A 21,185-nucleotide genomic window follows, 5' to 3' on the forward strand; every position below is an offset into this window, starting at 1 on the left:
ACCTTCTCCCGGACCGGAGTTCGCGCCCCGGCCGTCCGGCGTCACCGGAACGCCCTTCGACAGGCCGGCCGAGGCGAAGCTCAGCGGATGCCGACGACTGCACCGCCGCTCCGCACGCAAGGCCAGCCCCTTCCTGGCCTTCACTGCCCTCGCCGCCACCCTCATCTGCTGCCGCAGACTGTCCACCTAGTAGCGGCCGACATAGTGGTAGTTCGCGTTCAGGCTGTCCGGCGCGGTCTTGACCGGGGCGAGCGCGTTGAACGGTGCCACGTCCAAGTCCCGGATCACGTCGGTGTAGTCACCGCTCAACGTCGGTACGTTGATCACGCCCGGGGCAGTGCCCTTCTCCACCCAGTCCATCAGTGGCTGAAGGAACTCCGGCCAGCCGATCTCCGACGGAGCGGCCGCTTCCGGCCCGAACAGGCAGTGGTAGCCCGCCGGAATCATGTACAGCCGCGTGTAGGCGTCGGCGCCACCCCGCTTCTGCACCGCCCGGTAGTAGTCCAGCGTGGAGAACGGCGGGATGGACGGGTCGGCCCAGCCGTGGTACATGATCAGCTTGCCTCCGTGCGCCCGGAACGCTGACAGATCGGGGTTGTTGGCGTTGTACAGGGCGTTGCCGAGCAGGTTGAGCCGGTCGTACGTGGCCGTGGTGAACCGCACGTCGGTCAGCTTGAAACTGTCCGGCAGCACGGTCGGGTAGCCCAGGTACTTGAGGTAGTCGAAGGCGATTTTCCCGGCGTTGCCGTCCAGGGGTGATCCGGACCGGACCACGAACTGGTCGATCCAGCCGAGTTCGGACCCGTACGGCATCCCCCCGTTGTAGAGGCCGTGCGGACCGCGGTAGAAGGCCACCACGGCGGCTACCTGCCCCGGTGTCAGGCACGTCGGCCGGTCCACCTCCGGCGGGCAGCGCAGCGACGACGGCTGGAAGCCGCACTGCCGAGGGTCCTGGATGACGTCGCCGCACGTCTTGACCACGGCGTCGTGCAGGGTGGGGATCTTCTCCGGGCCGAGGATCTGTTTGCCGTGCGCGTCGGTGTTGCGGGTGGCGACCCATGCCGCCAGCAGCGCCAGCGGCGCCTCGTTGTTGGCCGGGGCGCCGGCCAGGATGCCGTCGAAGTCGGCCGGGAACCGCTGGGCCAGGTTGAGACCCTGGCGGCCGCCGGTCGAGCAGCCGTCGAAGTACCGGTATGCCGGACCGTGCCCGTAGTACGCGGTCATCAGCGCGTCTGACGCCAGCCGCAGCCGGTGCTCGGACGTCAGCCCGAACTCGATGCGGGCCCGCGGGTCGCGGCCCCAGGTGGCCGGCTGCGCGCCCGCGGGGTCCCCCACGTGTCCCGTGTCGTCGCCGGCCACCACCAGCGTCTTGTCCAGTGCGGCCGGGCAGCTGAACCCGAACAGCGGGAACCTCAGGTCGGGGACCGTGCCGCACAGGCCGCCGCATCCCTGCTGGACGTACTCGCCGGTCCAGCCGCTGACCGGCAGCTTGACGGTGAACCTGGTGGCCGGTTCCAGCACGCCCTGGACCTGGCAGTAGCCATCGGCAGCGGTGGCCGAGGTGACCGTCCCCTGCGGGACGTGGGCGGCGGTGAGCCCAGCGCAGTTCAGCGGGGCAGGGCTGTGGGCGGCGGCGCTCGCTCCGCCCAGCATCAAGGGGACCGCGACCAGCAGGGTCAGTGATTTCCGGATCATCGTGCTCCCTCCTTCGTCGAGGGACGCTAGTGACCGATACGGGTTCAGCGGATCGGTCCCGGGATCGGACCCGCGGTCATCCCCGAGGCTGAGGAGCCGAGCCGGGGCGCACCAGGCCGGTCTCGTACGCCAGGACGGCCGCCTGCACCCGGTCGCGCAGGCCGAGCTTGGTCAGGATGGCCGACAGGTGCGTCTTCACCGTGGCCCGGCTGAGTGTCAGCTCCTGCGCGATCTCATCGTTGGACAGCGCCCGCGCGACCAGCGTCAGCACCTCGATCTCGCGCTCGCTCAACGCGTCCAGCGCGGGCGGAGCGGTACCGCCGGGCAGCTTGCCGGCGAATCGGTCCAGCAACCGCCGCGTCACTGTGGGCGCGAGCAGTGCCTCTCCACGGGCCACCAGCCGGACCGCGGCGGCCAGTTCGTCCGGCCGGATGTCCTTGAGCAGGAAGCCGCTGGCGCCCGCCCGGAGTGCGGAGAACACCGGCTCGTCCAGGTCGAACGTTGTCAGCATGATGATCCGGGCCGGATTGCCGGCTGCGGCCAGCCGGCGGGTGGCCTCGATACCGTCCATCCGCGGCATCCGCACGTCCATCAAGATCACGTCCGGTACCAGCGACTGGGCCAGCGCGACCGCCTCGATACCGTCGCCCGCCTCGCCCACCACCTCGAGGTCCTCACGGCTGTCGATGATCATCATGAAGCCGGCCCGGACCAGGTCCTGGTCGTCGGCGATCAGCACACGGACGGTCACCGCCGCATCTCCTTGGGAATCATGCCGCTTCCACCGGCAGTTCGGCACGCACCCGGAAGCCGCCGTCGGGACACGGGCCGGCGTCGAGGGTACCGCCCAGCAGCCGGGCGCGTTCCCGCATGCCGACGATGCCCCGACGCCCGGACCCGTCGGCCCGTCCGACCGGGCGCGCCGGGCCGTCGTCGGATATCTCCAGTCGCACCGAGCCCGGTAGGTGCCGGACGATCACCCGGACTCGGGTGGCCTGGCTGTGGCGCAGCGTGTTGGTCAGCGACTCCTGCACGATCCGGTACGCCGACAAGTCCACCGCGGCCGGCAGTGGCAAGGCCGCCGCGTCCCGCTCCAGCTCCACCCGCAACCCGGTGGCCTGCAATGACGTGGCCAGCGCATCGAGTTGGTCCAGCCCTGGCTGGGGCGCGTCGGTTTCCGGGTCCTCCTGGGGGCTTACCGTCTGCAGCAGCAGTCGCAGCTCGGACAGCGTGGACCGGGCGGCCCGGTCGATCGACGCGAGCGCCTTGCGGGCCAGGTCGGGCCGGGTGTCGAAGACGTCTCCGGCAGCGCCCGCCTGCACCACGATCACCGACACCGTGTGGGCCAGCACGTCGTGCAGCTCCCGGGCGATCCGCTCCCGTTCCTGGGTGAGGATGCGGCGCGCCAGATCCTGTCGGCGCAGCGCCCTCGTGCGCCCCAGCTCGCCCAGCGTCCAGGCCAGCGACGGCCCGGCCATGGCCAGCAGCATGGTGGTCCAGTCGCCGTGCACCAGCTTCCACGGCGTGCTCGCCAGCAATAGGCCCAGCACCCACAGCGATCGGGTCGGCGGGCGGACCCGGGCGTAGCCGGCCAGCACCGCGGCGACCTGGCCGAGCCAGCCGATGTCGGGGCTGGCCAACTCGATGCCGACACCGGCGAGGATGCCGGCGGCCATCGAGAGCTCGGGGTGGCGGCGCATCTGCGCGACCGCAGCCGCCTGCATGGCGGCGCAGGTCAGCGCGAGCCTGTAGCCGGCCGTCGAGTCCGGGCCGGTCGGCGTGACCACGATCAACGCCACCAGCACGACGAAAAAGCCGGCCGCCGCGCCCGCGTCAAAGCGAAGACCCCGCTTGTGCACACAGTGATCGTAGGAGGCGAGGCCGGCCGCGGCATCGGTCCGGAGAACGACCCGCGGTTACATCCCCGGACGTACCGGTGGGGACATGTCTGGTGCAGAACCGCTTCGTCCAGACGACCCCATACGCCGGCTCGCCCCCGAATCATGAACCAGCGGTGCGCGGTCAACTTCGAAGACCGTGCCTTTCCACGAGCCGGCATGGTGGCCGCACGCATAGCGAACCCTCGAACTATGGCGCCCCGCCACATGTGCGCCTGACCTGCGGATTCCTACGGTGTGGCGACACGCAAAACGTCCCCGTCCCACGCCAGGAAGTGGTGCATCCGCACACACTTACTCAGTGTCACCGAAAGCCTGAGCCGACAAGGACGAGCCAACCGCCCGAAGAGGGACAACGCCATGCGATCACTGAAGCAGGCGAGGTAGCTCACGACACGGTGACTTCGTCCTCCTGGCCTGCCAGGCGGACCGGCGATCGCGCCCGCCCTGCTGAGGCAATGCGAGCGCCCATGCGCACTTGCGCCCTCATCCCGAGCCGGTCGAGGACCTGCGACAGCCAGCGATACCTGACGCACGGACGACGCGCTGACCTGTACGCGTGCCAGTTGCATGACCACTACTGGCCGTTGATCTGCAGAGTCTTTTGACACCTGCGTTCATGATCACGATTGCAGGGCCTCTCTGGAAGCGCCGTCTCCCTGCGGGCACCGCCAGAGTTGTGGGCCCAGGCCAGCTGCCCGGAACAGGCCGTCAGGAACCGTGGTAGCTCAGTGCGGCCCAGTCTGCGGAGTGGAGGTACGGCCGCGCATCCGGATCACGTAGTCGCAGGCTTCGCACCAGCCCTTCGAGGCCCTGGTCCTCGGTGAGCGGGATCAGAGCGGGGGCAAGGTCTTGAATCTTCTCCTGGTTGGTCGTGTCTCGCAGCCAGCGTTGCGCGGCGCGTAGCGCGCCAGCGGGTTCGAGTCGCTGGGTCCGCCACAGTTGGTAGAAGCGTGCCATCAGCAGGCTGACCGCTTCGCTGCGTACCGCCCATTGGCTTGCCACCACGCCGGCCACACCCGCCTGGATCAAGCCGCTCGGCAGGGAGATGACCTCATCGGGCAACGCGGTGCCGGGGCGGTCCGTGTCGCATGCGGACAGCACGCTCAGGCGGGCCCCGGCTCCGGCATCGGGGTGCAGCAGTCGCAGGCCCAGGATCTCTCGCAACGTGAGTTCCTGGTCGTCGGCCAGGATCAGCGCACTGTCCAAGGGGTTGTCAGTCTCGGCGCGACCGTGACAGATGAAGTGGTGGACCTGTGCTTGCGACAGGGCCGCCGTGACAGCCGTGCGGCTGGCCGCCCTGCCCCGCAGCACCTCGCTGGCCCGGAACCAGCGCTGAGCCCAAGCGGCCTCGGCACCTGCGTACCCGATGGGCTTCAATGAGGTTGGCGCAGGATCGGCGACGACCATGATGTGACCGGCCGAGGTACGGGCCGCGATCCGGCGGGTGACCTCCAGGGCCCGCGCGTTGGGCGCATAACTCACGGTCCGTTCGTCCAGCAGATAGTGCCGTGTGCTTGGAGCCTCCGGTGCCGGCCGCCAGGCCGCGTGCAGCGGGAGCATCGCGAGCGCTCCGGACGGCACGAGCACGATCTCCTCGGCGTCGCCGACCATCGGCAGGACGGCGGAGGCGACGGCCGACCAAGCCCAGCGGGTGACGGCGTCGAGTGCGCCCTTCCAGGCGCCGGCCTGCCCAGCAGGGCCTCGGTGCCCATCCCACAACGCGCCGACCCGGCGTCGGACCGCTGCCGAGGTCACCGTGGGCAGCTCGACCGCACCGACCCGTCCGTGGTGGTCCACCGCGAGTGCCACCCCGCCAGGTGCGGCTGCCGCGAGGTAGACGACGACAGCGCCGCGCGGCACCGCCCGGCAGACATCGGCGAACTCCGTTCTCACCAGGAAGTGTTGGAATCCGTCGACCGACCGGATCTGCGCAATCAGCTCGTCGACCGCCGCCCGACAGCGTCGCAGTGTCGCCGGCTCGGCGCCGCCGCGCATGGCCTCGTCCAACGCCGTGGTCGCCGCTCGGTACCGGTCAACCAGGTGGCCGTGGCCGCCTTCGGAGAGCTGGTCGAGGCTGGACCGGTCCGTCTCCAGCGCCTCCGACAGCAGCAGGCTCCGTCCGGCCTCCAGGGTGGTGACTGCTTCCTTGGGCCGACCGGCACGAAACAGTGCGTAGGCGGCCTCAGCCGGCATGCCCTGGGATTCGGCCAGCCACGCCTCCTTGTCTGCACGCATGAGTTGGAGCCGGAACAACTGCCCGATCGCCTCAAGCCCACCCGTGTAGGCCGTACATGCTTCATCCCAACAACCGTGCTCCATTGCCCAGTTTCCCCAGCGCCTGGCTGCGGCGAGCGCCCACTCCAGTGAGGTCTCCAAGCCGTGCTGGACGGCGTCCCGATAAGCGGCCACAGCCTCGGCTTCGATCACGCGAGCGCTGTCGCCACTGCTTGCGCTCAGACCTTGCAAGGCCGTGCCCAGGTTATAGGCGCGGGAGGCCCGTTCGGGAGCGCTCTCCGCGGTGAGGTCCAGCGCCTTCCGGTAGTGCACGACCGCCAGCTCGCCGAGCCCGTTGTCACCGGTCGCCCGCGAGGCGGCGGCCAACGCGTTGCCCGCATTGTTGTGCGCAGAGGCCATCTGCCAGTCGCTCTCCCGGCGAGCGTTGAGCGTCTTCAGCTGCAGGTCGACGGCGCGGAGCAGATCCGCCCGGTCGCCGTACTCCTGGTAGCGCGTCAGCAGCGCGTTGCCCAGGTTCGTCAGGCTGATCGGATCAGCTTGGGAGTCATCGTCCCCGATCTCCGTCACCAACAACCGGATCGCCTCATCGAGTACGGTCGCCTCCCGCGTGCGCAGATACTGGCGGCGCAGCAGACTGGCCAGCGTCCCGTGAAACGCGTTTCCGGTCCTCGGCGCCATGACGAAGTCGCGGCTCTCGGCCGCCTGGCGTAGCAACTCGATGGCACGGTTGAGATCGTCCAGGTTCCCGTAGACGTCGTACCTCCTGCTGAGTGCGCTGGCCAGGATGTACCTGAACCGATGGCCCAGCGGAGTCTCTCCCGCCGAGGCCACCGACCACTCGGCGTGTTCCACCGCCTCGGCCAGCGCCGCCGCGTCGCCGTGGGAACGGAAGCTGGTGTCCAGGGTCGACGCGAGCCCGGCTCGGCATAGCGCCGCGAGCCTCCGGTCGTCCCCGGCACAGTCGACGCTGCGCCGGGCGTGGTTCAGCGCGTCGGTGAGCAGGTCCGGCCGGCTGCCGCGCTGATACAGGTTGACCAGCGTGTTGGCGAGGCTGTACTCCAGCCATGCCTGCTCCGGGCCTCCGGCCGTGGCAAGCTGGAGTCCGTCCGTGAGAAGTTCGCGTGCCCGGGCCAGCTCCGCGTCGTTCGACTCGCCCACTCCGCACCAATTGTGCGCGACTGCCGCCCGAGTGAGCAGCGCCACCTGGAATTCGCGAGGGCCGGTACCGAAGTACGGGTTGGCCACCACCTGGTCAAGCGCTTCGGCGAGGCGTCGTCGGGCCGGTCCATCGCCGTCCACGTAGTCGGCGAGCGCACGGCCCGCCGCCACGAGGATGCCGCGGAAGCGGAGCGGCGGATGCAGGATCGGCGGCCACCCGAGCCATTCCTCGGCCGCTTGCACCCGTCGTGCGTTCACACCGGCCCCCCGGACACTCGCTCCAGTAGCGGCCCCCGCTCCAGGTAGGCCGTCAGCCGCCGACCTGCCTCGTACTCCTGCGCGGGATCGGCGGGGAGATCCCAGCCGAGGCTTTCATAGAGGTTTTTGCGATACAGGTCGAAGCACGCCTGGACCAGCTGGCCGTACTGCCTCGCCCTGGAGAGCGCCAGACGGTAGGCGACGACCATCCCCAGCAACGCGATACCCATTGCCCACCAGGTGAAGACCGTCCAGACGGCGAAGAGCAGACTCCACAGCCAAAGCTGCGCACTCTCGTCCAACCGGGCGCGAGCCGTGCCGACCTCGGCGCGCGCATGCTCGGGTACGGTCAGCCAGAGCTGCGGCCAACACACCACAGCGTCCAGACCGTACCGGTGGCGGGGCCGGGACTCGGCCGCCTTGAGGACATCACCCAGCCCGGTCGGCATCCGGTCCCGCGGTGCAGGAGGTACCGCCGCCCGTGCCGTGTTCAGTGCCGCATACTCGGCGTACTCGGTGGCCGACAGCTCCGCCCGACGGCGCGCCAGCTCCCGCCATCGCGCGGCCCGGCCATCGATGGACTTCCCGCGAGCCTTGACGAGGGCGGCCCGGGCCGGCGACGCCCACCCGGGCCAATAGCCCTCCAGCAGCCTTAGCACGCCCAAGCTCAGTGCCTCGGCCAGCCGCCCCGACCCGATCACCAGCAGCAGAGCGAGCACAGCGACCGCAGCCTGAGCGACCGCGGGCATGCTGCTGAAGTTCCGGCTCCAGGCATGTCCGAACTCCTGCCATCCTGCCGCGGGTCTGCCGAGGCCGGCCTGTCCCCATGACCAGGCGAGCACCCCGCCCAGCCAGAACACCAGCGCGGGCGAGGTCAGTAGCGCCGCCCACCGATCTGCCGCCTTGCTGCCCAGTCCCGACCACAGCGTCGTGAGCACGGCGGGTCACGTGATCCGGAGGAGGGGGACATGCCCGCTCGGACATCCTTCGGGCACCGACTCACCGGCCTCGAAGATCGGGTACGTGTAGTCGCAGACCGCACAGCCGTAGACGACCTCGGTCGAGGGGTCGCCATACCCGGCAAGGGGTGCGAAGCCCGAGCCGGCCTCGGGGCCGCGATACGTATCCTCCTCCCACGACAGACGACGTCCCAGGTCCTCGCGGATCGCGGCATCCGACGTCAGCAGCGCGAGGATCTCATCGCTCACCCGCTCACCAACTTCCGCCCGCCGGAGCAGTGCGTCCACCGCCGTGACCCATGTGCTGGCATCACCCGTCCACAGATCGGGCGACTCCACACGCATGGCACGGACCGCCGCGACAATGTCCTCGTCTCGCATCCCTACCCCACCCCCTTGCCGCCGTCATTCCGCATCGACAGCCGCACGTTCAAGCAGATCGTAGCGACGGAACGAACAGGGAGCTGATGAATCGTCAAACCAGCTCACTACCGTGCTGCATGGGGGGCGACCGAGGCGGTGTCAGGGTCGGCGTGACGAATATCGCCAGCATGTGTCATCTATCGCCAGGAGCCGCAGGACCAGGTGCTCGAACTCGGCACGGTGGTCCATTAGCCACGCCAGGTAGAACAGGCCCTGGTTGATGAGGCCGACGTCGATGCCGCGCTTTCTCGACGATGACCGGCGATCCGTTCTCGTCCAGCCCGAGCGAATCAATCCGGCCCTTGTGGACCGGCCCGGTGCTGTACTCGGTCGCCAGGAAACGGACGCCTAGCAGCGTCTCCATGTGCGCCTCACGAGCCTGCCGCGATGATTGCGTGCCCCAACTGCCGTGCGATCAGGACCCGCAGCACCGTGACCCTCCGCTGCCGCGGTGACCGCATCCTCACATGGCCAGCCTTCTCCATGCCGAGCGGGCCACCGAAGAGCGCTGACCGAGCCGACGGCGCGCAGATACCCCGCCGCTCTCCCCGGAACCGGCGGCTCAAGTCCGCTTCTTGCCGTGGTGAGGGCGGATCCACCGGTTCACGGTCGACCCACCCCTCACACTCTCAGCCCGTTAGACCGCCCCTGCGTTCCCGCGTACGTTCGGCCGGTGGCCAGTCCGGGCCGCCCTCGCAGCCACTCGACGTGTTCGCGCGTGAGGTACATCCCCCCGATCAGCGCATCTCCCTTCGGCGCCACTTGTTCGGGCTTGCAGAACTTGATCCAACACGGCTGGTGAACGAAGCGGTAATCGGCCGGCGGATCCTGTTCCAGCCGCATACACGCCTCTTCTACCTGCCTCATGCGCTTAAGCTGGTCGTCAAGATCACCGTCCGGCCGATATCCCCACTCGCTGCGCCCGGCTCCGACCTGGACCATCTTCTTGTACTGAACAAGGATGAAGCTGTCCCGGCTCACATGGTGATAGATCAGGTCTACTCCCAGCGTGTCCTCAGCCGGCAGACGGTTCACGTTGGCGATGAACAGTTACTGGTCGCCCTTGTGGAATACACGCGTCGCGAGATGCTCCGCGTCACTTCCGATCCAGTCAGGGAAGCGTTGCGCATCGTGAGCGACGAGGTGATCCTCGTGCGCCGGATGTCCCGGCAGCGTGGCGACCTGGAGGGGAAAGGGTGCACGCACCCCGACTCCACGGGCAGCGCCCTGGCGAGCCACGCAGCAATCCACCCGGGCAGGGGTGCGTGTCGGCCGGCCTGGACACCGTCGGGCCCGCTGCTGACCGCTTGCTGACCCGGGTGCGGAAATCACCGCCAGGCCTCCCTCCGGCACGGACGAAGGCTGTGGAATTCGTTTTCGGCTCGCTCAGGAGTCGGTACGAGAGAAGAAAGGCCGCGCCCGCTGCCGCATCTATCTTGCGGGGGTGCTCTGCGTGTTTCATAGAGGTGTGGTCTGCGGTGCGCGACCATACGGACGCGGTACAGCACATTTCCAGCCGGTGCGGGCCGTGGCGCTGATTGTATGGGTCGACGCGTTCGACACCAGCAAATCCGACGACGTCAAGGGCAGCAGCAGGCCGGCAGAACACCGAGACAGGAAGAAGGACGGGCATGTCCGGCAGTGAAAGTGAGAATCCGGCAATCCCCTCACCGACGCCCACACCGACTCGGCGGCCCAGGACGAACCGGGACTGGTGGCCGAATCAGCTGGACCTCCAGGTTCTCCATCAGCACTCGCCCCGGTCCAACCCGATGGACGAGGACTTCGACTACGCGGAAGAGTTCGCGACCCTCGACGTCGACGCGCTGAAGCGTGACGTCTTTGAGGTGATGACGACATCCCAGGACTGGTGGCCCGCCGACTACGGCCACTACGGGCCGCTCTTCATCCGGATGAGCTGGCATGCCGCGGGAACGTACCGCATCGAGGACGGCCGCGGCGGTGGCGGCAGCGGCGCACAGCGCTTCGCCCCTCTCAACAGCTGGCCGGACAACGCGAGCCTGGACAAGGCGCGCCGTCTGCTCTGGCCGGTCAAGCAGAAGTACGGCCGGAAAATCTCCTGGGCCGACCTCCTGGTATTCGCCGGAAACTGCGCCATGGAATCCATGGGGTTCAAGACGTTCGGGTTCGGTTTCGGGCGGGAGGACATCTGGGAACCCGAGGAGATCTTCTGGGGGCCCGAAGACACATGGCTCGGGGACGAGCGTTACAGTGGCGACAGGGAACTCACCGGTCCTTTCGCCGCCGTGCAGATGGGACTGATCTACGTCAATCCAGAGGGGCCCAACGGAAACCCGGACCCGATGGCTGCCGCCCGGGACATCCGGGAGACGTTCGGGCGCATGGCGATGAACGACGAGGAGACGGTCGCGCTCATCGTCGGCGGCCACACCTTCGGCAAGTGTCATGGCGCGGTCGACGCCAGTTACATCGGCCCGGAACCCGAGGCGGCCCCCATCGAGCAGCAGGGCCTCGGCTGGCGGAACACGTACGACAGCGGCGCGGGCCGCCACGCGCTCACCAGTGGTCTGGAGGGCGCGTGGACCACCGACCCGACCACGTGGGACAACGGGTACCTGGACAATCTCTACGGGTACGAGTGGGAGCTGACGAGCAGCCCCGCCGGCGCCCACCAGTGGACTCCCACGGACCCCTCGGCCAGGAACACCGTCCCGGACGCCCATGATCCGTCGAAGCGGCACGCGCCCATGATGCTGACGACGGACCTCGCGCTGAAGGTGGACCCCGTCTACGGCCCGATCACGAAGAGGTTCCACGAGAACCCCGACGAGCTCGCGGTGGCGTTCGCCAAGGCGTGGTACAAACTGCTGCACCGCGACATGGGACCCGTCTCCCGCTACCTCGGCCCATGGATCCCCGAGCCGCAGCTGTGGCAGGACCCCGTTCCCGAGGTCGATCACGAACTGGTCGGGGACGAGGACATCGCTGCCCTCAAGGGCAGGATCCTCGGCTCGGGCCTTTCCGTCCCCCAGCTGGTCACCACCGCCTGGGCGTCGGCGGCGAGCTTCCGCGGCACCGACAAGCGCGGCGGGGCGAACGGGGCGCGCATCCGGCTCGCGCCGCAGAAGGACTGGGAACTCAACGACCTTCCCGAGGTGACCGAGGTACTGCGCACGCTCGAGCGGATCCAGCAGGACTTCAACGACTCCCGGCCCGGCGGAACGCGGGTCTCCCTCGCCGACCTGATCGTCCTCGGCGGGTGCGCGGCCGTCGAGCAGGCCGCGCGGGACGCCGGGTACGACGTCACGGTTCCGTTCGCACCGGGTCGTACGGACGCCTCGCAGGAGCAGACCGACGCGGCGTCGTTCGCCGTGCTGGAGCCCAAGGCGGATGCCTTCCGCAACTACCTTCCGGAGGGCGAGAAGCTGTCGCCGGAGACCCTCATGCTGGACCGCGCCAACCTGCTGACGCTGTCCGCTCCCGAGATGACGGTGCTGATCGGCGGCATGCGGGCGCTCAACACCGGCTTCAAGGGATCCCCGCACGGGGTCTTCACCCACCGGCCGGGAACTCTGACCAACGACTTCTTCGTCAACCTGCTCGACATGAGCACGGAGTGGAAGGCGTCGGCTACGGACGAGAACGTGTTCGAAGGCCGGGATCGCGCCACCGGCGAGGTCAAGTGGACCGCCACCGCCGTCGACCTGATCTTCGGTGCGCACTCCCAGCTCCGAGCCCTCTCGGAGGTCTACGCGTCCCAGGACGCGAAAGAGAAGTTCGTACGCGACTTCGTGGCAGCGTGGAACAAGGTGATGAATCTCGACCGGTTCGACCTCGCCTGAGCCCGGCGTCCCGGTCGGCCCTCACCGGCCGCCCGGGACGTGGCTCGCCGGCCCACAGCCCGGCGCACGCCCTGTCGCGGCCGCTCACCGCGACGGTGACGCCCGCCGGCTCTTCCATGGCGCTACGCCCCGCCACTACGGCCTTGCTGCGCTCCGGCACCGTCGGCATCGCCGCGAAGGCGGGACGCCGTGCCTCACTTCGTCGTGGCGGCGGTGTGGTGCGGTCGGTTGTGCACCAGAAGGGCCGAGGCGAGGGCCGCGCGCGGGAACACGGCGGCGATGACGGTCAGGCCGGCGTGGACACCGGAGGTGAAGGCGTCGCCGACCGCGGCGGTCACGTCCAGCAGGACCACCGGCTGCGCACACTGACCCTGGTGAACGCGACTACCTCGGCCGCGCTGGCGCTCCTCAATATGCTGTGGTCCCTGTACCTGCTCCGGTCCCTCGCGATGAGCCCGACGGCCTTCGGCGTGACTCTGGGAGTCGGAGCCCTCGGCGCGGCAGCAGGTGCGCTTACGGTTCCGGCACTCGTGCGTTGGTACGGGCCCGGTCCGATGATGTTGGTCGCGCTCGCGGTCACCCCGCTCACCCACATCCCCCTGCTGCTAGCCTCCCCTGGCCTGGCAGATCGCCATCAGCGCCGCCCTGTACCTCCAACTGGCCTGTGCCGCGGCGGCAGGAACCACCCAACGCTCCATTCGTCAGGTCGTCACCGCCGACGGCATGCAGGCTCGCACGCAGGCCGTGAGCACTGGCTTACGCCAGGCGCGCGGCCGTTGGCCGCGTTGGTCGCCGGCGGCCTCGGAACAACGATCGGCGTACGCCCCACCTTGACCGTCGGCACCTTCCTGCTCGTGCTGCCCCTCGTGGTGCTGTGCCGTTCCCCCCTTCGCGGCCTGCGGCAGCTGCCCGAAGGGCACCCGGAACGCCACAACCGCGTGATGGGCGGAGGTGCAGCATGACCGCCGAGCCGAACGTGGTCGGCGCCCCTCTGTACCTGGAGCGGGATGGGGCCGTGCTGCTCGGGCAGCGACATCCCGCTTCGGCGTACGCGGTTGGCTACTGGCACGCGCTTGCCGGGCACGTGGAACGAGTAGCGCGGGGATCGCTGTCGCCGAGGGAGACCTCACCTTGTTGCACACCGTGCACCTGCTCGACCACGAGGACGCCGTCCCGCGCATCGAGCTCTTCTTCCAGCCCAGTCGGTGGAAGGGCCCAGAAGCATGCCGTGAGAGGAGCACTGTGAGTGTGTTCAAGTCGGCGGCCGGGGCCTACGCCCGCCACCGTCCCAAAGGGTGGCGGCGGAGCCGGTAACGACGTCGACCAGGTGCACGGCCTCGCCCACGTTCGTCGTCTGGCGGTCGGTACCGCGCATTGGGCGAGGAACCGCAGATGGACCGCCCTCCTCGGTCGCGGCGGTGATCCGCTTCGGGGAGTGCTCGGACAACCCGGCCAAGCGTTGAGCACCGAAATTGTCCGGCTGTCACCGATCGATCAGGGGTCCGGTCACCCGGCCCGCTGGGTCGTCTCCCCGGCCTGGGCGGGTACCGCGGGCAGGGGGACGGTGCAGGAGGCGCAGCGTCGGGCCTGGGCCGGGACGGGGCTGAGGCACTCGGGGCAGTCCCGCTTGGGGGCCTGGACGTCGTGGTGGGGAGCGAGGCGCTCGTGCAGTTTGTTGATCGGGAGGACGACGAGGAAGTACAGGGCGCCGGCGATGAGGAGGAAGCTGATCGCCGCGTTGATGAAGGCTCCGTAGGGGAACTTGGTGGCGCCTACGGTGAAGGTCTTGTGGGCCGTGTCGCCGGTGACACCGGTGGCCAGCCCCACGAGCGGGGTCAGAAAGGCGCTGACGAAGCCGTTGACGACTGCGGTGAACGCCACTCCGATGACGATGCCGACCGCCAGGTCGACCACGTTGCCGCGCAGAAGGCCCCGCCGACATGTTTCCCAGCACGACACGCCCTATCACCCGGGCGTCGTCTGCGCTGCGGTACATAACTCGCGCCCCGCAGGCCATCCCAACACTGCTACGTCCGATCTGCGAATCATGCCCGAGCAGCGCAACTCGGACAGCGCCCTTCGCGGCCTCGTTGCGGCCGTCACCGAGGCTCTGCCAGCGCCCCCATGGGGTGCGCACGCACTCCCACTCCCAAAACTATGGTGTCCCACCACATACGCCCCTGACCTGCACGTTCCTACGGTGTGGCGACACGCAAAACGTCCCCGTCCCACGCCAGGAAGTGGTGCCGATGTCGTCGCCCGCAAGCGCTCCACCAGCCCCGACCAGCCTCCCCCGCATCGTCGCCGCCAGTCTCATCGGCACCACCATCGAGTGGTACGACTTCTTCCTCTACGGCTCCGCGGCCGCGCTGGTGTTCAACAAGCTGTTCTTTCCCGACTCCGACCCGCTCGTCGGGACACTGCTGTCGTTTCTGACCTATGCCGTGGGCTTCGCGGCCCGCCCGCTGGGGGCCCTGGTGTTCGGGCACTACGGTGACCGGCTGGGGCGGAAGAAGCTGCTGGTGCTGAGCCTGGTGCTGATGGGCGGGGCGACGTTCGGCATCGGGCTGCTGCCCACCCACGCGACCGTCGGCGCCGCCGCACCCGTGCTGCTGACGGCACTCCGGCTCGTGCAGGGGTTCGCGCTCGGCGGTGAGTGGGGCGGCGCCGTCCTGCTGGTGTCGGAGCACGGCGATGCGCGCCGTCGGGGTTTCTGGGCGTCCTGGCCGCAGACCGGCGCCCCGGCCGGGCAGTTGCTGGCCACCGGGGTGCTCTCGCTGCTCACCGCCCTGCTGTCCGACGACGCCTTCGGCAGCTGGGGCTGGCGGATCCCCTTCCTGCTCTCCGGAGTGCTCGTGATCGTCGGGCTGTGGATCCGGCTGTCGGTGGACGAATCGCCGGTGTTCAAGGAGGCGTTGGCGCGGGCCGAGTCCCGGCGGGCCGACGAGCCGGAGCAGCCGCCGCTCGTCTCGGTGCTGCGGCACCACTGGCGCGATGTGCTCGTGGCGGTGGGCGCCCGGATGGCCGAGAACATCGGCTACTACGTCATCACCGCCTTCGTCCTCGTCTACGCCACGACCTCGGCCGGGGTCTCCAAGGAGACCGCGCTCAACGCCGTACTCATCGGCTCCGCCGTGCACTTCGCCGTCATCCCGGCCTGGGGTGCGCTGTCCGACCGGGTCGGGCGGCGGCCGGTGTACCTGCTCGGCGCGGCCGGTGTCGGCCTGTGGATCTTCCCCTTCTTCTCGCTGGTGGACACCGGTTCGTTCGGGTACCTGGTGCTGGCCGTGACGGTCGGCCTGGTGCTGCACGGCGCCATGTACGCGCCGCAGGCCGCCTTCTTCGCGGAGATGTTCGCCACCCGGATGCGGTACTCGGGCGCTTCCATCGGCGCGCAGTTCGCCTCCGTGGCGGCCGGTGCGCCCGCCCCGCTCATCGCCACCGCGCTGCTCTCCGACTACGGCAGCTCGACGCCGATCGCGCTGTATGTGATCGGCGCCGCGCTGCTGACGCTCGTCGCGGTGGGCGTGTCCCGGGAGACCCGGCACCGGGACCTGGCCCAGGACGAGGCCGGGCACGAGGAGGCCGCCGGGACCGGCTCGGCCGCCGAGGCGCGCACGGCCTGAGCCCCGCGCGCTCGTCCCCCGGCACTGACCGGACCCCGCTCGGGGGCCGGTCAGTGCCGTTCCGGCGCGGCCAACCGGTGCAGACGAAGGGCCAGTTGGATCTCCAGGGCCCGCGCGGGGGTCTGCCAGTCCGCGCCGAGCAGCCGGCCCACCCGCTCCAGTCGCTGGGCGACCGTGTTCACATGGACGTGCAGCACCTCCTTCGTGCGGGCCGGGCTCATCCCGCTGGCGAAGTACGCGTCCAGGGTGCGCAGCAGTTCCGTCCCGCGCTGCTCGTCGTACGACACCACCGGTCCGATGGTGCGCTCCACGAAGCCGGTGACGTCCCGTTCGCCGGCGAGGAGCAGGCCGAGAAAGCCGAAGTCCTCGGCTGCCGCTCCGTCTCCGGCCCGGCCGAGCAGCAGCAGCGCGTCCAGACAGCGGCGGCCCTCGGCATAGGCGGCGACCACGGAGCCGGGGTGTGCAGCGAGGTCCGTGACGGGGGCGGAGGCGCCGACCGTGACGGGCTGGCGCACGGCGGCGCCCAGCCGGCGGGCGGTGCGGCGGGCCACCTCCGTGGCGGTGTCGGCGGAGCCGAGCGGCAGCAGCAGGACGGTGCCGCCGTCGCGGGCGGCGGCCAGGCCGTGCCGGGTCGCGGCGAGGTGGGAGGCGGCGGACCACAGGCGACGGCGGGCCGCTGCCTCCTCGTCGGCGTCGGCCGCCGGACCGTCGAGACGCGCGGCGAGGACCACATGGGTGGCGTCAAGGTCGGCGTGCAGCCGGGCCGCGCGTTCACGCAGCAGGCGCGGGTCCCGGTCGCGCGCGTCCAACAGGTCGTCCAGCAGCTCGCCACGGACCCGCTGTTCGGCCTCGGCGGCGGAGCGGCGGGCGAGCAGCAGCAGTGAGGTGACCATCGCCGCGCGTTCCAGGGTGCGCTGGTCGACCGGGTCGAGGCCGGGATGGCCGCGCAGCACCAGGGCGCCGAGGAGTTCACCGCCCGCGGCCACCGCCGCGATCCAGTCGTTGCCGTGCCGCACGGCGTGCCCGTCGGCGCGGGAGGCCTCCAGCGGCTCGGCCGGCGCCGCGTCTGCCTCCGTGAACTCGACCGTGCCGTCGAGGACTTGGGAGACGGCGGCGGCCACGTCATGGACTCCGCCGCCGCGCAGCACGAGTTCGGCGAGCCGGTCGTGGACCTCGGAGGCGCGCTCGATGACGCCGCTGCGGTCCCGGATGATCTCGTTGGCGCGCTCGAGCCGGGCCAGCGCCGAGCGGGTCTCGGTGAGCAGGTTCGCGGTGTCGATGGCGGCCGCGGCGAGCGCGGCGAAGGAGCCGAGCAGGGCGATCTGCTCGCGTTCGAAGACCCGTGCTCTGCGGTCGGCGGCGAAGAGGACGCCGATGACGTGCGGGCCGAGCATCAGCGGCACACCGAGGATGGCGACCAGGCCCTCGTCGCGGACGCCGGCGTCGATGGTGTGGGTGTGCTGGAACCGGTCGTCGTGGAAGTAGTCGTCGGTGACGTACGGCCGCGCGGTCTGGGCGACGAGTCCGCCGAGGCCCTCCCCCATGCCGAGCCGCAGTTGCTGGAAGCGCGCGGAGACGGAGCCCTCGGTGACCCGCATGTAGGTGTCACCGCGCACCGGGTCGTTGAGGCTCAGATAGGCGATGTCCGTGCCGAGCAGTGAGCGGGCGCGCTGCACGATGGCCTGGAGCACGGCGTCCACATCGCGCAGTCCGGCCAGGTCGTGGGCGGTCTCGAAGAGCGCGGACAGCTCCGCCTCGCGGCGCCGGCGCCCCTCCAGTTCCGCCCGGACGCGCAGGGCGAGCCGCTTGGCGTGCTCCAGCGCGGCGATCCGCTCGGCCGGCCCGCCCTCGGCGCGGGCCAGGAGCGCCGGCTGCTCGTAGGCCTCCGCGGAGGCGTCGCGGGCCAGCAGCTCGAGGAACGGGGCCTCCGTGCTGTCGCGTGCTGCCGAGTGAACGTGATCGCGAGACATGGTCACAGGATTCCGCATCGGCCACCCGGCCCGTCAGGCCTGTGGAAAACTCTCGGGGCCGGCGGCGTCCGGCCCGTCAGTGGGCCGTCCACCCGCCGTCGAGCACCAGCGAGGTGCCGGTGACGAAGGAGGCCTGCGGGCTGCACAGGTAGGCCACGGCCTCGGCGACCTCCTCCGGTTCGATGAGCCGCCGTACCGCGCTGTCCTTCAGCAGGACTTCGGACAGCACCCGGCTCTCGGGAATGCCGTGGGCCTGTGCCTGGTCGGCGATCTGCTTCTCGACCAGTGGGGTGCGCACATAGGCCGGGTTCACACAGTTGGACGTCACCCCATGGGCGGCGCCTTCCAGGGCGGCCGTCTTGGACAGCCCCTCGAGACCATGTTTCGCGGCCACATAGGCGGACTTATAGGCGGAGGCGCGCAGACCATGGACGGAGGACACGTTCACGATCCGGCCCCAGCCCTGTGCATACATGTGCGGGAGCGCGCCGCGGATGAGGCGGAACGGCGCCTCCAGCATCACGGTCAGCACCGTGTGGAAGACGTCGGGCGGGAACTCCTCGATGGGGCGCACCAGTTGCAGCCCCGCGTTGTTGACCAGGACGTCGGTGCCGGCGGCGGCCTGTTCGGCGGCGTCGAGGTCGGTGAGGTCCACGACGTGCGGTACGACGGTCCCCGCGAGGTCCGCGCGTTTGGCCTCGTCGGCCAGGGCGGCGAGGCCCGGCCCGTCCCGGTCGACGGCCCGCACGTCGGCCCCGGCGGCCGCGAGCCGCAGCGCGCAGGCGCGTCCGATGCCGCTGGCGGCACCGGTGACGAGAGCGGTACGGCCGCCGAGGTCGAGGGCGAGCGGCTGGACAGGGGGGCCGTTCAACGGGCTGGGCGAGGTCATGTGCCGACCCTAAGCGGACCCCATCCCTCACCACATATGGTCGCCGCCCATACTTCAGCCAAGAGTCATAGGGTCAAACCATGTGGGTGCCTCGGACATGGCCTGCTTGATCCGGAAGAGGCCGAATTCGTGCAGGTCGGGCAGCGCGTCCACCGGAAACCAGCCCACGTCCAGGGACTCGTCGTCGTTGACCCGGGCCTCGCCGCCCACGGCGCGGCAGCGGAAGGTGATGTCCATGAACTGGCAGATGTCGCCGTTGTCGTAGGTGATCGGGTCCAGGGCCTGGACGAGGACCACCCGCTCGGGAACGCAGTGCACCGCCGTCTCCTCGAAGACCTCCCGCACGGCGCAGGCCGCGGGCTGCTCGCCCGGGTCCGGGATGCCGCCGATCACCGACCAGGTGCGGGTGTCGGCCCGCCGGCCCAGCAGCACTCTGCCGTCGTCGTCGAAGACGATCGCGGTGACTCCGGGGAGCCAGAGCAGCTGCTGTCCGGCGGAGGACCGGAGCGTGCGGATGAAGTCAGGAGTAGCCATGCGGCCGACCCTAACGGGCCGGTCCGCCGTTCCGTCCGTCCGGGGAATGCCCGGGACGTCGTACGCTCACGCGCCGGCGGTGCGACGCCGGGTACGCAGGCCCGACCCGATCGCCCAGCCGATGCCGCCCGCGGCGACCAGCACGAGGGCCATCTCCGGCAGGATGCCCAGCTCGGTGGCGGGTGTACGGGAGGTGCGCAGCGGCACCTTCTGCACGAGGTAGGCGGGCACGAACATGCCGGTCCGCTGGGTGATCTTGCCGTCCGGCATGATGATCGCGCTGACCCCGCTGGTCACCGGCACGGTCACCGTGCGGCTGTGTTCGACCGCGCGGATGCGGGACATGGCGAGCTGCTGGTAGGTCATCTCGCTGCGGTCGAAGGTGGCGTTGTTGCTCGGCACGGAGATCATCTCGGCGCCATGGGTGACCGTGTCCCGCACCGCCCAGTCGAAGGCGGCCTCGTAGCAGGTGGCCAGGCCCACCTTGGCGCCGTCGAGGTCGAAGACGCCGGGCTTGCTGCCCCGGCTGAAGTCCTGGCGGACCATGCCGGTCCAGTTCTTGTTGATGGCGCCGACCAGCCCGCGCAGCGGGAGGTACTCGCCGAACGGCTGGATCTGCCGCTTGTCGTAGGTCTGGGTCGGCCCCTTGACCGGGTCCCAGAGGATCTGCTCGTTGAGCAGCTTGCCGTCCCGTTCCACGACGCCGCCGACCGAGACGGGCACGCCGACCGCCTTGGCGGCGCCCGCGATGACGGTGGCCGCGTCCGGGTTGGCGAAGGGGTCGATGTCGGAGGAGTTCTCCGGCCACAGCACGTAGTCGGGCTTGGCGACCTTGCCCGCCCTGATGTCGGCGGCGAGCTCGAACGTCTCGCGCGCGTGGTAGTCGAGGACGGCCCGGCGCTGGGCGCTGAACTCCAGGCCCGAGCGCGGCACATTGCCCTGGATGAGCGCGACGGTGCGGGTGCCGGCCTCGGCCTTGTCGCTGACCAGGGGCGTCGCGGCGGCCGCTCCCGCGACCGGTACGGCCACGCTCAGCAGTGCGGCGGCCGCGGTCCCGCGCCGGACGGCATGGCCGCGGCGCCGCTCGGCGATCAGCCGGACGGCCTCGCACAGACCGAACCCGCACAGCACGACCGCGAAGCCGAGCACAGGGGTGCCGCCGACCGCGGCGAGCGGCAGGAAGACACCGTCCGCCTGGCCGAAGGCGATCTTGCCCCAGGGGAAGCCCCGGAAGGGCACGCGCGCGCGTACGGCCTCCCCCGTGATCCACAGGGCGGCGGCCCACACGGGCCAGGCAGGCAGCCGGGAGACGGCGCCGACGCCCACGCCGACCAGGGCGACGAACAGCGCCTCGATCGCGGCCAGGGCGAGCCACGGTCCGGGCCCCACCTCCACACCGGTCCACACCAGCAACGGGAGCAGGAAGCCGAGCCCGAAGAGGTAGCCGAGGCCCAGCGCCGCCTTCCAGCTCCGGCCGCGCAGCACCCAGCCGAAGCCGGCGAAGGCGGGCAGCGCGAGCCACCACAGGGTGCGTGGCGGGAAGCTGACGTAGAGCAGCACTCCGCACAGGGCGGAGGCGACGGCCGGGACCAGGCGCAGCAGGCGGCCGCCGAGCGCGCTGGGCGCGGGAGACGGCCGGAGCTGGTCCGGCTGGTCCAGGGAAGGTGCGGTGACGGTCACCCGGGTGAGTGTACGGCCGTCGACCTTGCTGTT

At 70.2% G+C, this 21,185-nt stretch carries 15 protein-coding genes and 4 pseudogenes; 5 read left to right on the plus strand and 14 right to left on the minus strand.

Annotated features, from left to right (window positions below):
- Window positions 1-79: 79 nt before the first annotated feature.
- Window positions 80-190, plus strand: a pseudogene (locus ACWCV9_RS14240) (IS5/IS1182 family transposase); the annotation flags it as partial.
- Here the strand turns inward: ACWCV9_RS14240 and ACWCV9_RS14245 are convergent.
- The 7 genes and pseudogenes from ACWCV9_RS14245 to ACWCV9_RS14275 all read right to left on the minus strand — a co-directional run.
- Entirely contained in the window at window positions 187-1,695 is a 1,509-nt protein-coding gene (locus tag ACWCV9_RS14245; RefSeq protein ID WP_450786555.1) for a tannase/feruloyl esterase family alpha/beta hydrolase, read from the minus strand. The pseudogene ACWCV9_RS14240 and the gene ACWCV9_RS14245 sit on opposite strands and share 4 nt — an antisense overlap.
- A 76-nt stretch (window positions 1,696-1,771) precedes the next feature.
- Complete coding sequence (locus tag ACWCV9_RS14250; protein ID WP_450786557.1) at window positions 1,772-2,446, minus strand: response regulator; 675 nt, start codon at window positions 2,444-2,446, stop codon at window positions 1,772-1,774.
- A gap of 19 nt (window positions 2,447-2,465) precedes the next feature.
- Window positions 2,466-3,554 carry a sensor histidine kinase gene (locus tag ACWCV9_RS14255; protein WP_450786559.1) on the minus strand — a complete coding sequence of 363 codons (1,089 nt, stop codon included), beginning with the start codon at window positions 3,552-3,554 and terminating at the stop codon, window positions 2,466-2,468.
- Window positions 3,555-4,304: 750 nt separating this feature from the next.
- Window positions 4,305-7,247, minus strand: a complete 2,943-nt coding sequence (locus ACWCV9_RS14260) for a CHAT domain-containing protein (RefSeq protein ID WP_450786561.1) — start codon at window positions 7,245-7,247, stop codon at window positions 4,305-4,307.
- Window positions 7,244-8,185: a hypothetical protein gene (locus tag ACWCV9_RS14265; RefSeq protein WP_450786563.1), complete on the minus strand. Its 942-nt coding sequence runs from the start codon at window positions 8,183-8,185 to the stop codon at window positions 7,244-7,246. Before ACWCV9_RS14265 ends, ACWCV9_RS14260 begins: the two co-directional genes overlap by 4 nt.
- A gap of 6 nt (window positions 8,186-8,191) precedes the next feature.
- Entirely contained in the window at window positions 8,192-8,587 is a 396-nt protein-coding gene (locus tag ACWCV9_RS14270) for a hypothetical protein (RefSeq protein ID WP_450786565.1), read from the minus strand.
- Between the two features lie 180 nt (window positions 8,588-8,767).
- Window positions 8,768-9,002: pseudogene (locus ACWCV9_RS14275) on the minus strand (DUF5655 domain-containing protein); the annotation flags it as partial.
- A 335-nt stretch (window positions 9,003-9,337) separates the two neighbouring features.
- On the opposite strand from ACWCV9_RS14275, the gene ACWCV9_RS14280 reads away from it, so the two are divergent.
- The 3 genes and pseudogenes from ACWCV9_RS14280 to ACWCV9_RS14290 form a co-directional block, all read left to right on the plus strand.
- Complete coding sequence (locus ACWCV9_RS14280; protein WP_450786567.1) at window positions 9,338-9,943, plus strand: hypothetical protein; 606 nt, start codon at window positions 9,338-9,340, stop codon at window positions 9,941-9,943.
- Window positions 9,944-10,260: 317 nt separating this feature from the next.
- Window positions 10,261-12,453 (plus strand): catalase/peroxidase HPI, encoded by a 2,193-nt coding sequence (gene katG / locus ACWCV9_RS14285; RefSeq protein ID WP_450786569.1) that lies wholly within the window; start codon window positions 10,261-10,263, stop codon window positions 12,451-12,453.
- Window positions 12,453-12,593: pseudogene (locus ACWCV9_RS14290) on the plus strand (phosphorothioated DNA-binding restriction endonuclease); the annotation flags it as partial. The gene katG and the pseudogene ACWCV9_RS14290, both read left to right, overlap by 1 nt.
- A 54-nt stretch (window positions 12,594-12,647) precedes the next feature.
- On the opposite strand, the gene ACWCV9_RS14295 reads toward ACWCV9_RS14290, so the two are convergent.
- The 3 genes and pseudogenes from ACWCV9_RS14295 to mscL all read right to left on the minus strand — a co-directional run bounded on the left by ACWCV9_RS14295 (window position 12,648) and on the right by mscL (window position 14,412).
- Window positions 12,648-12,806 (minus strand): hypothetical protein, encoded by a 159-nt coding sequence (locus tag ACWCV9_RS14295; RefSeq protein WP_450786912.1) that lies wholly within the window; start codon window positions 12,804-12,806, stop codon window positions 12,648-12,650.
- Window positions 12,807-13,729: 923 nt separating this feature from the next.
- Window positions 13,730-13,897: pseudogene (locus tag ACWCV9_RS14300) on the minus strand (ATP-grasp peptide maturase system methyltransferase); the annotation flags it as partial.
- Between the two features lie 62 nt (window positions 13,898-13,959).
- Window positions 13,960-14,412 carry a large conductance mechanosensitive channel protein MscL gene (gene mscL / locus ACWCV9_RS14305; protein ID WP_450786571.1) on the minus strand — a complete coding sequence of 151 codons (453 nt, stop codon included), beginning with the start codon at window positions 14,410-14,412 and terminating at the stop codon, window positions 13,960-13,962.
- Between the two features lie 290 nt (window positions 14,413-14,702).
- Between mscL and ACWCV9_RS14310 the strand changes: the two genes are divergently transcribed.
- The gene (locus ACWCV9_RS14310) at window positions 14,703-16,079 is read left to right on the plus strand and encodes an MFS transporter (RefSeq protein WP_450786573.1); all 1,377 of its coding nucleotides are present in this window, start codon (window positions 14,703-14,705) and stop codon (window positions 16,077-16,079) included.
- A 50-nt stretch (window positions 16,080-16,129) separates the two neighbouring features.
- Here ACWCV9_RS14310 and ACWCV9_RS14315 read toward each other — a convergent pair whose 3' ends face one another.
- The 4 genes from ACWCV9_RS14315 to lnt form a co-directional block, all read right to left on the minus strand.
- Window positions 16,130-18,049 (minus strand): helix-turn-helix domain-containing protein, encoded by a 1,920-nt coding sequence (locus tag ACWCV9_RS14315; RefSeq protein ID WP_450786575.1) that lies wholly within the window; start codon window positions 18,047-18,049, stop codon window positions 16,130-16,132.
- A 76-nt stretch (window positions 18,050-18,125) separates the two neighbouring features.
- Complete coding sequence (locus ACWCV9_RS14320; protein WP_450786576.1) at window positions 18,126-18,938, minus strand: 3-hydroxybutyrate dehydrogenase; 813 nt, start codon at window positions 18,936-18,938, stop codon at window positions 18,126-18,128.
- A gap of 54 nt (window positions 18,939-18,992) precedes the next feature.
- The gene (locus ACWCV9_RS14325; protein ID WP_385842433.1) at window positions 18,993-19,472 is read right to left on the minus strand and encodes an NUDIX hydrolase; all 480 of its coding nucleotides are present in this window, start codon (window positions 19,470-19,472) and stop codon (window positions 18,993-18,995) included.
- 66 nt (window positions 19,473-19,538) lie between these two features.
- Entirely contained in the window at window positions 19,539-21,152 is a 1,614-nt protein-coding gene (lnt, locus tag ACWCV9_RS14330) for an apolipoprotein N-acyltransferase (RefSeq protein ID WP_450786578.1), read from the minus strand.
- Between the last annotated feature and the right edge of the window lie 33 nt (window positions 21,153-21,185).

It is taken from the genome of Streptomyces sp. NPDC001606, from assembly GCF_053596835.1.

Coding starts and splice junctions, on each gene's coding strand:
- ACWCV9_RS14245 (WP_450786555.1), bottom strand. CDS start 1,695: ATGATCCGGAAATCACTGACCCTGCTGGTCGCGGTCCCCTTGATGCTG.
- ACWCV9_RS14270 (WP_450786565.1), bottom strand. CDS start 8,587: ATGCGAGACGAGGACATTGTCGCGGCGGTCCGTGCCATGCGTGTGGAG.
- katG (WP_450786569.1), top strand. CDS start 10,261: ATGTCCGGCAGTGAAAGTGAGAATCCGGCAATCCCCTCACCGACGCCC.
- ACWCV9_RS14310 (WP_450786573.1), top strand. CDS start 14,703: ATGTCGTCGCCCGCAAGCGCTCCACCAGCCCCGACCAGCCTCCCCCGC.
- ACWCV9_RS14315 (WP_450786575.1), bottom strand. CDS start 18,049: ATGTCTCGCGATCACGTTCACTCGGCAGCACGCGACAGCACGGAGGCC.
- ACWCV9_RS14320 (WP_450786576.1), bottom strand. CDS start 18,938: ATGACCTCGCCCAGCCCGTTGAACGGCCCCCCTGTCCAGCCGCTCGCC.
- ACWCV9_RS14325 (WP_385842433.1), bottom strand. CDS start 19,472: ATGGCTACTCCTGACTTCATCCGCACGCTCCGGTCCTCCGCCGGACAG.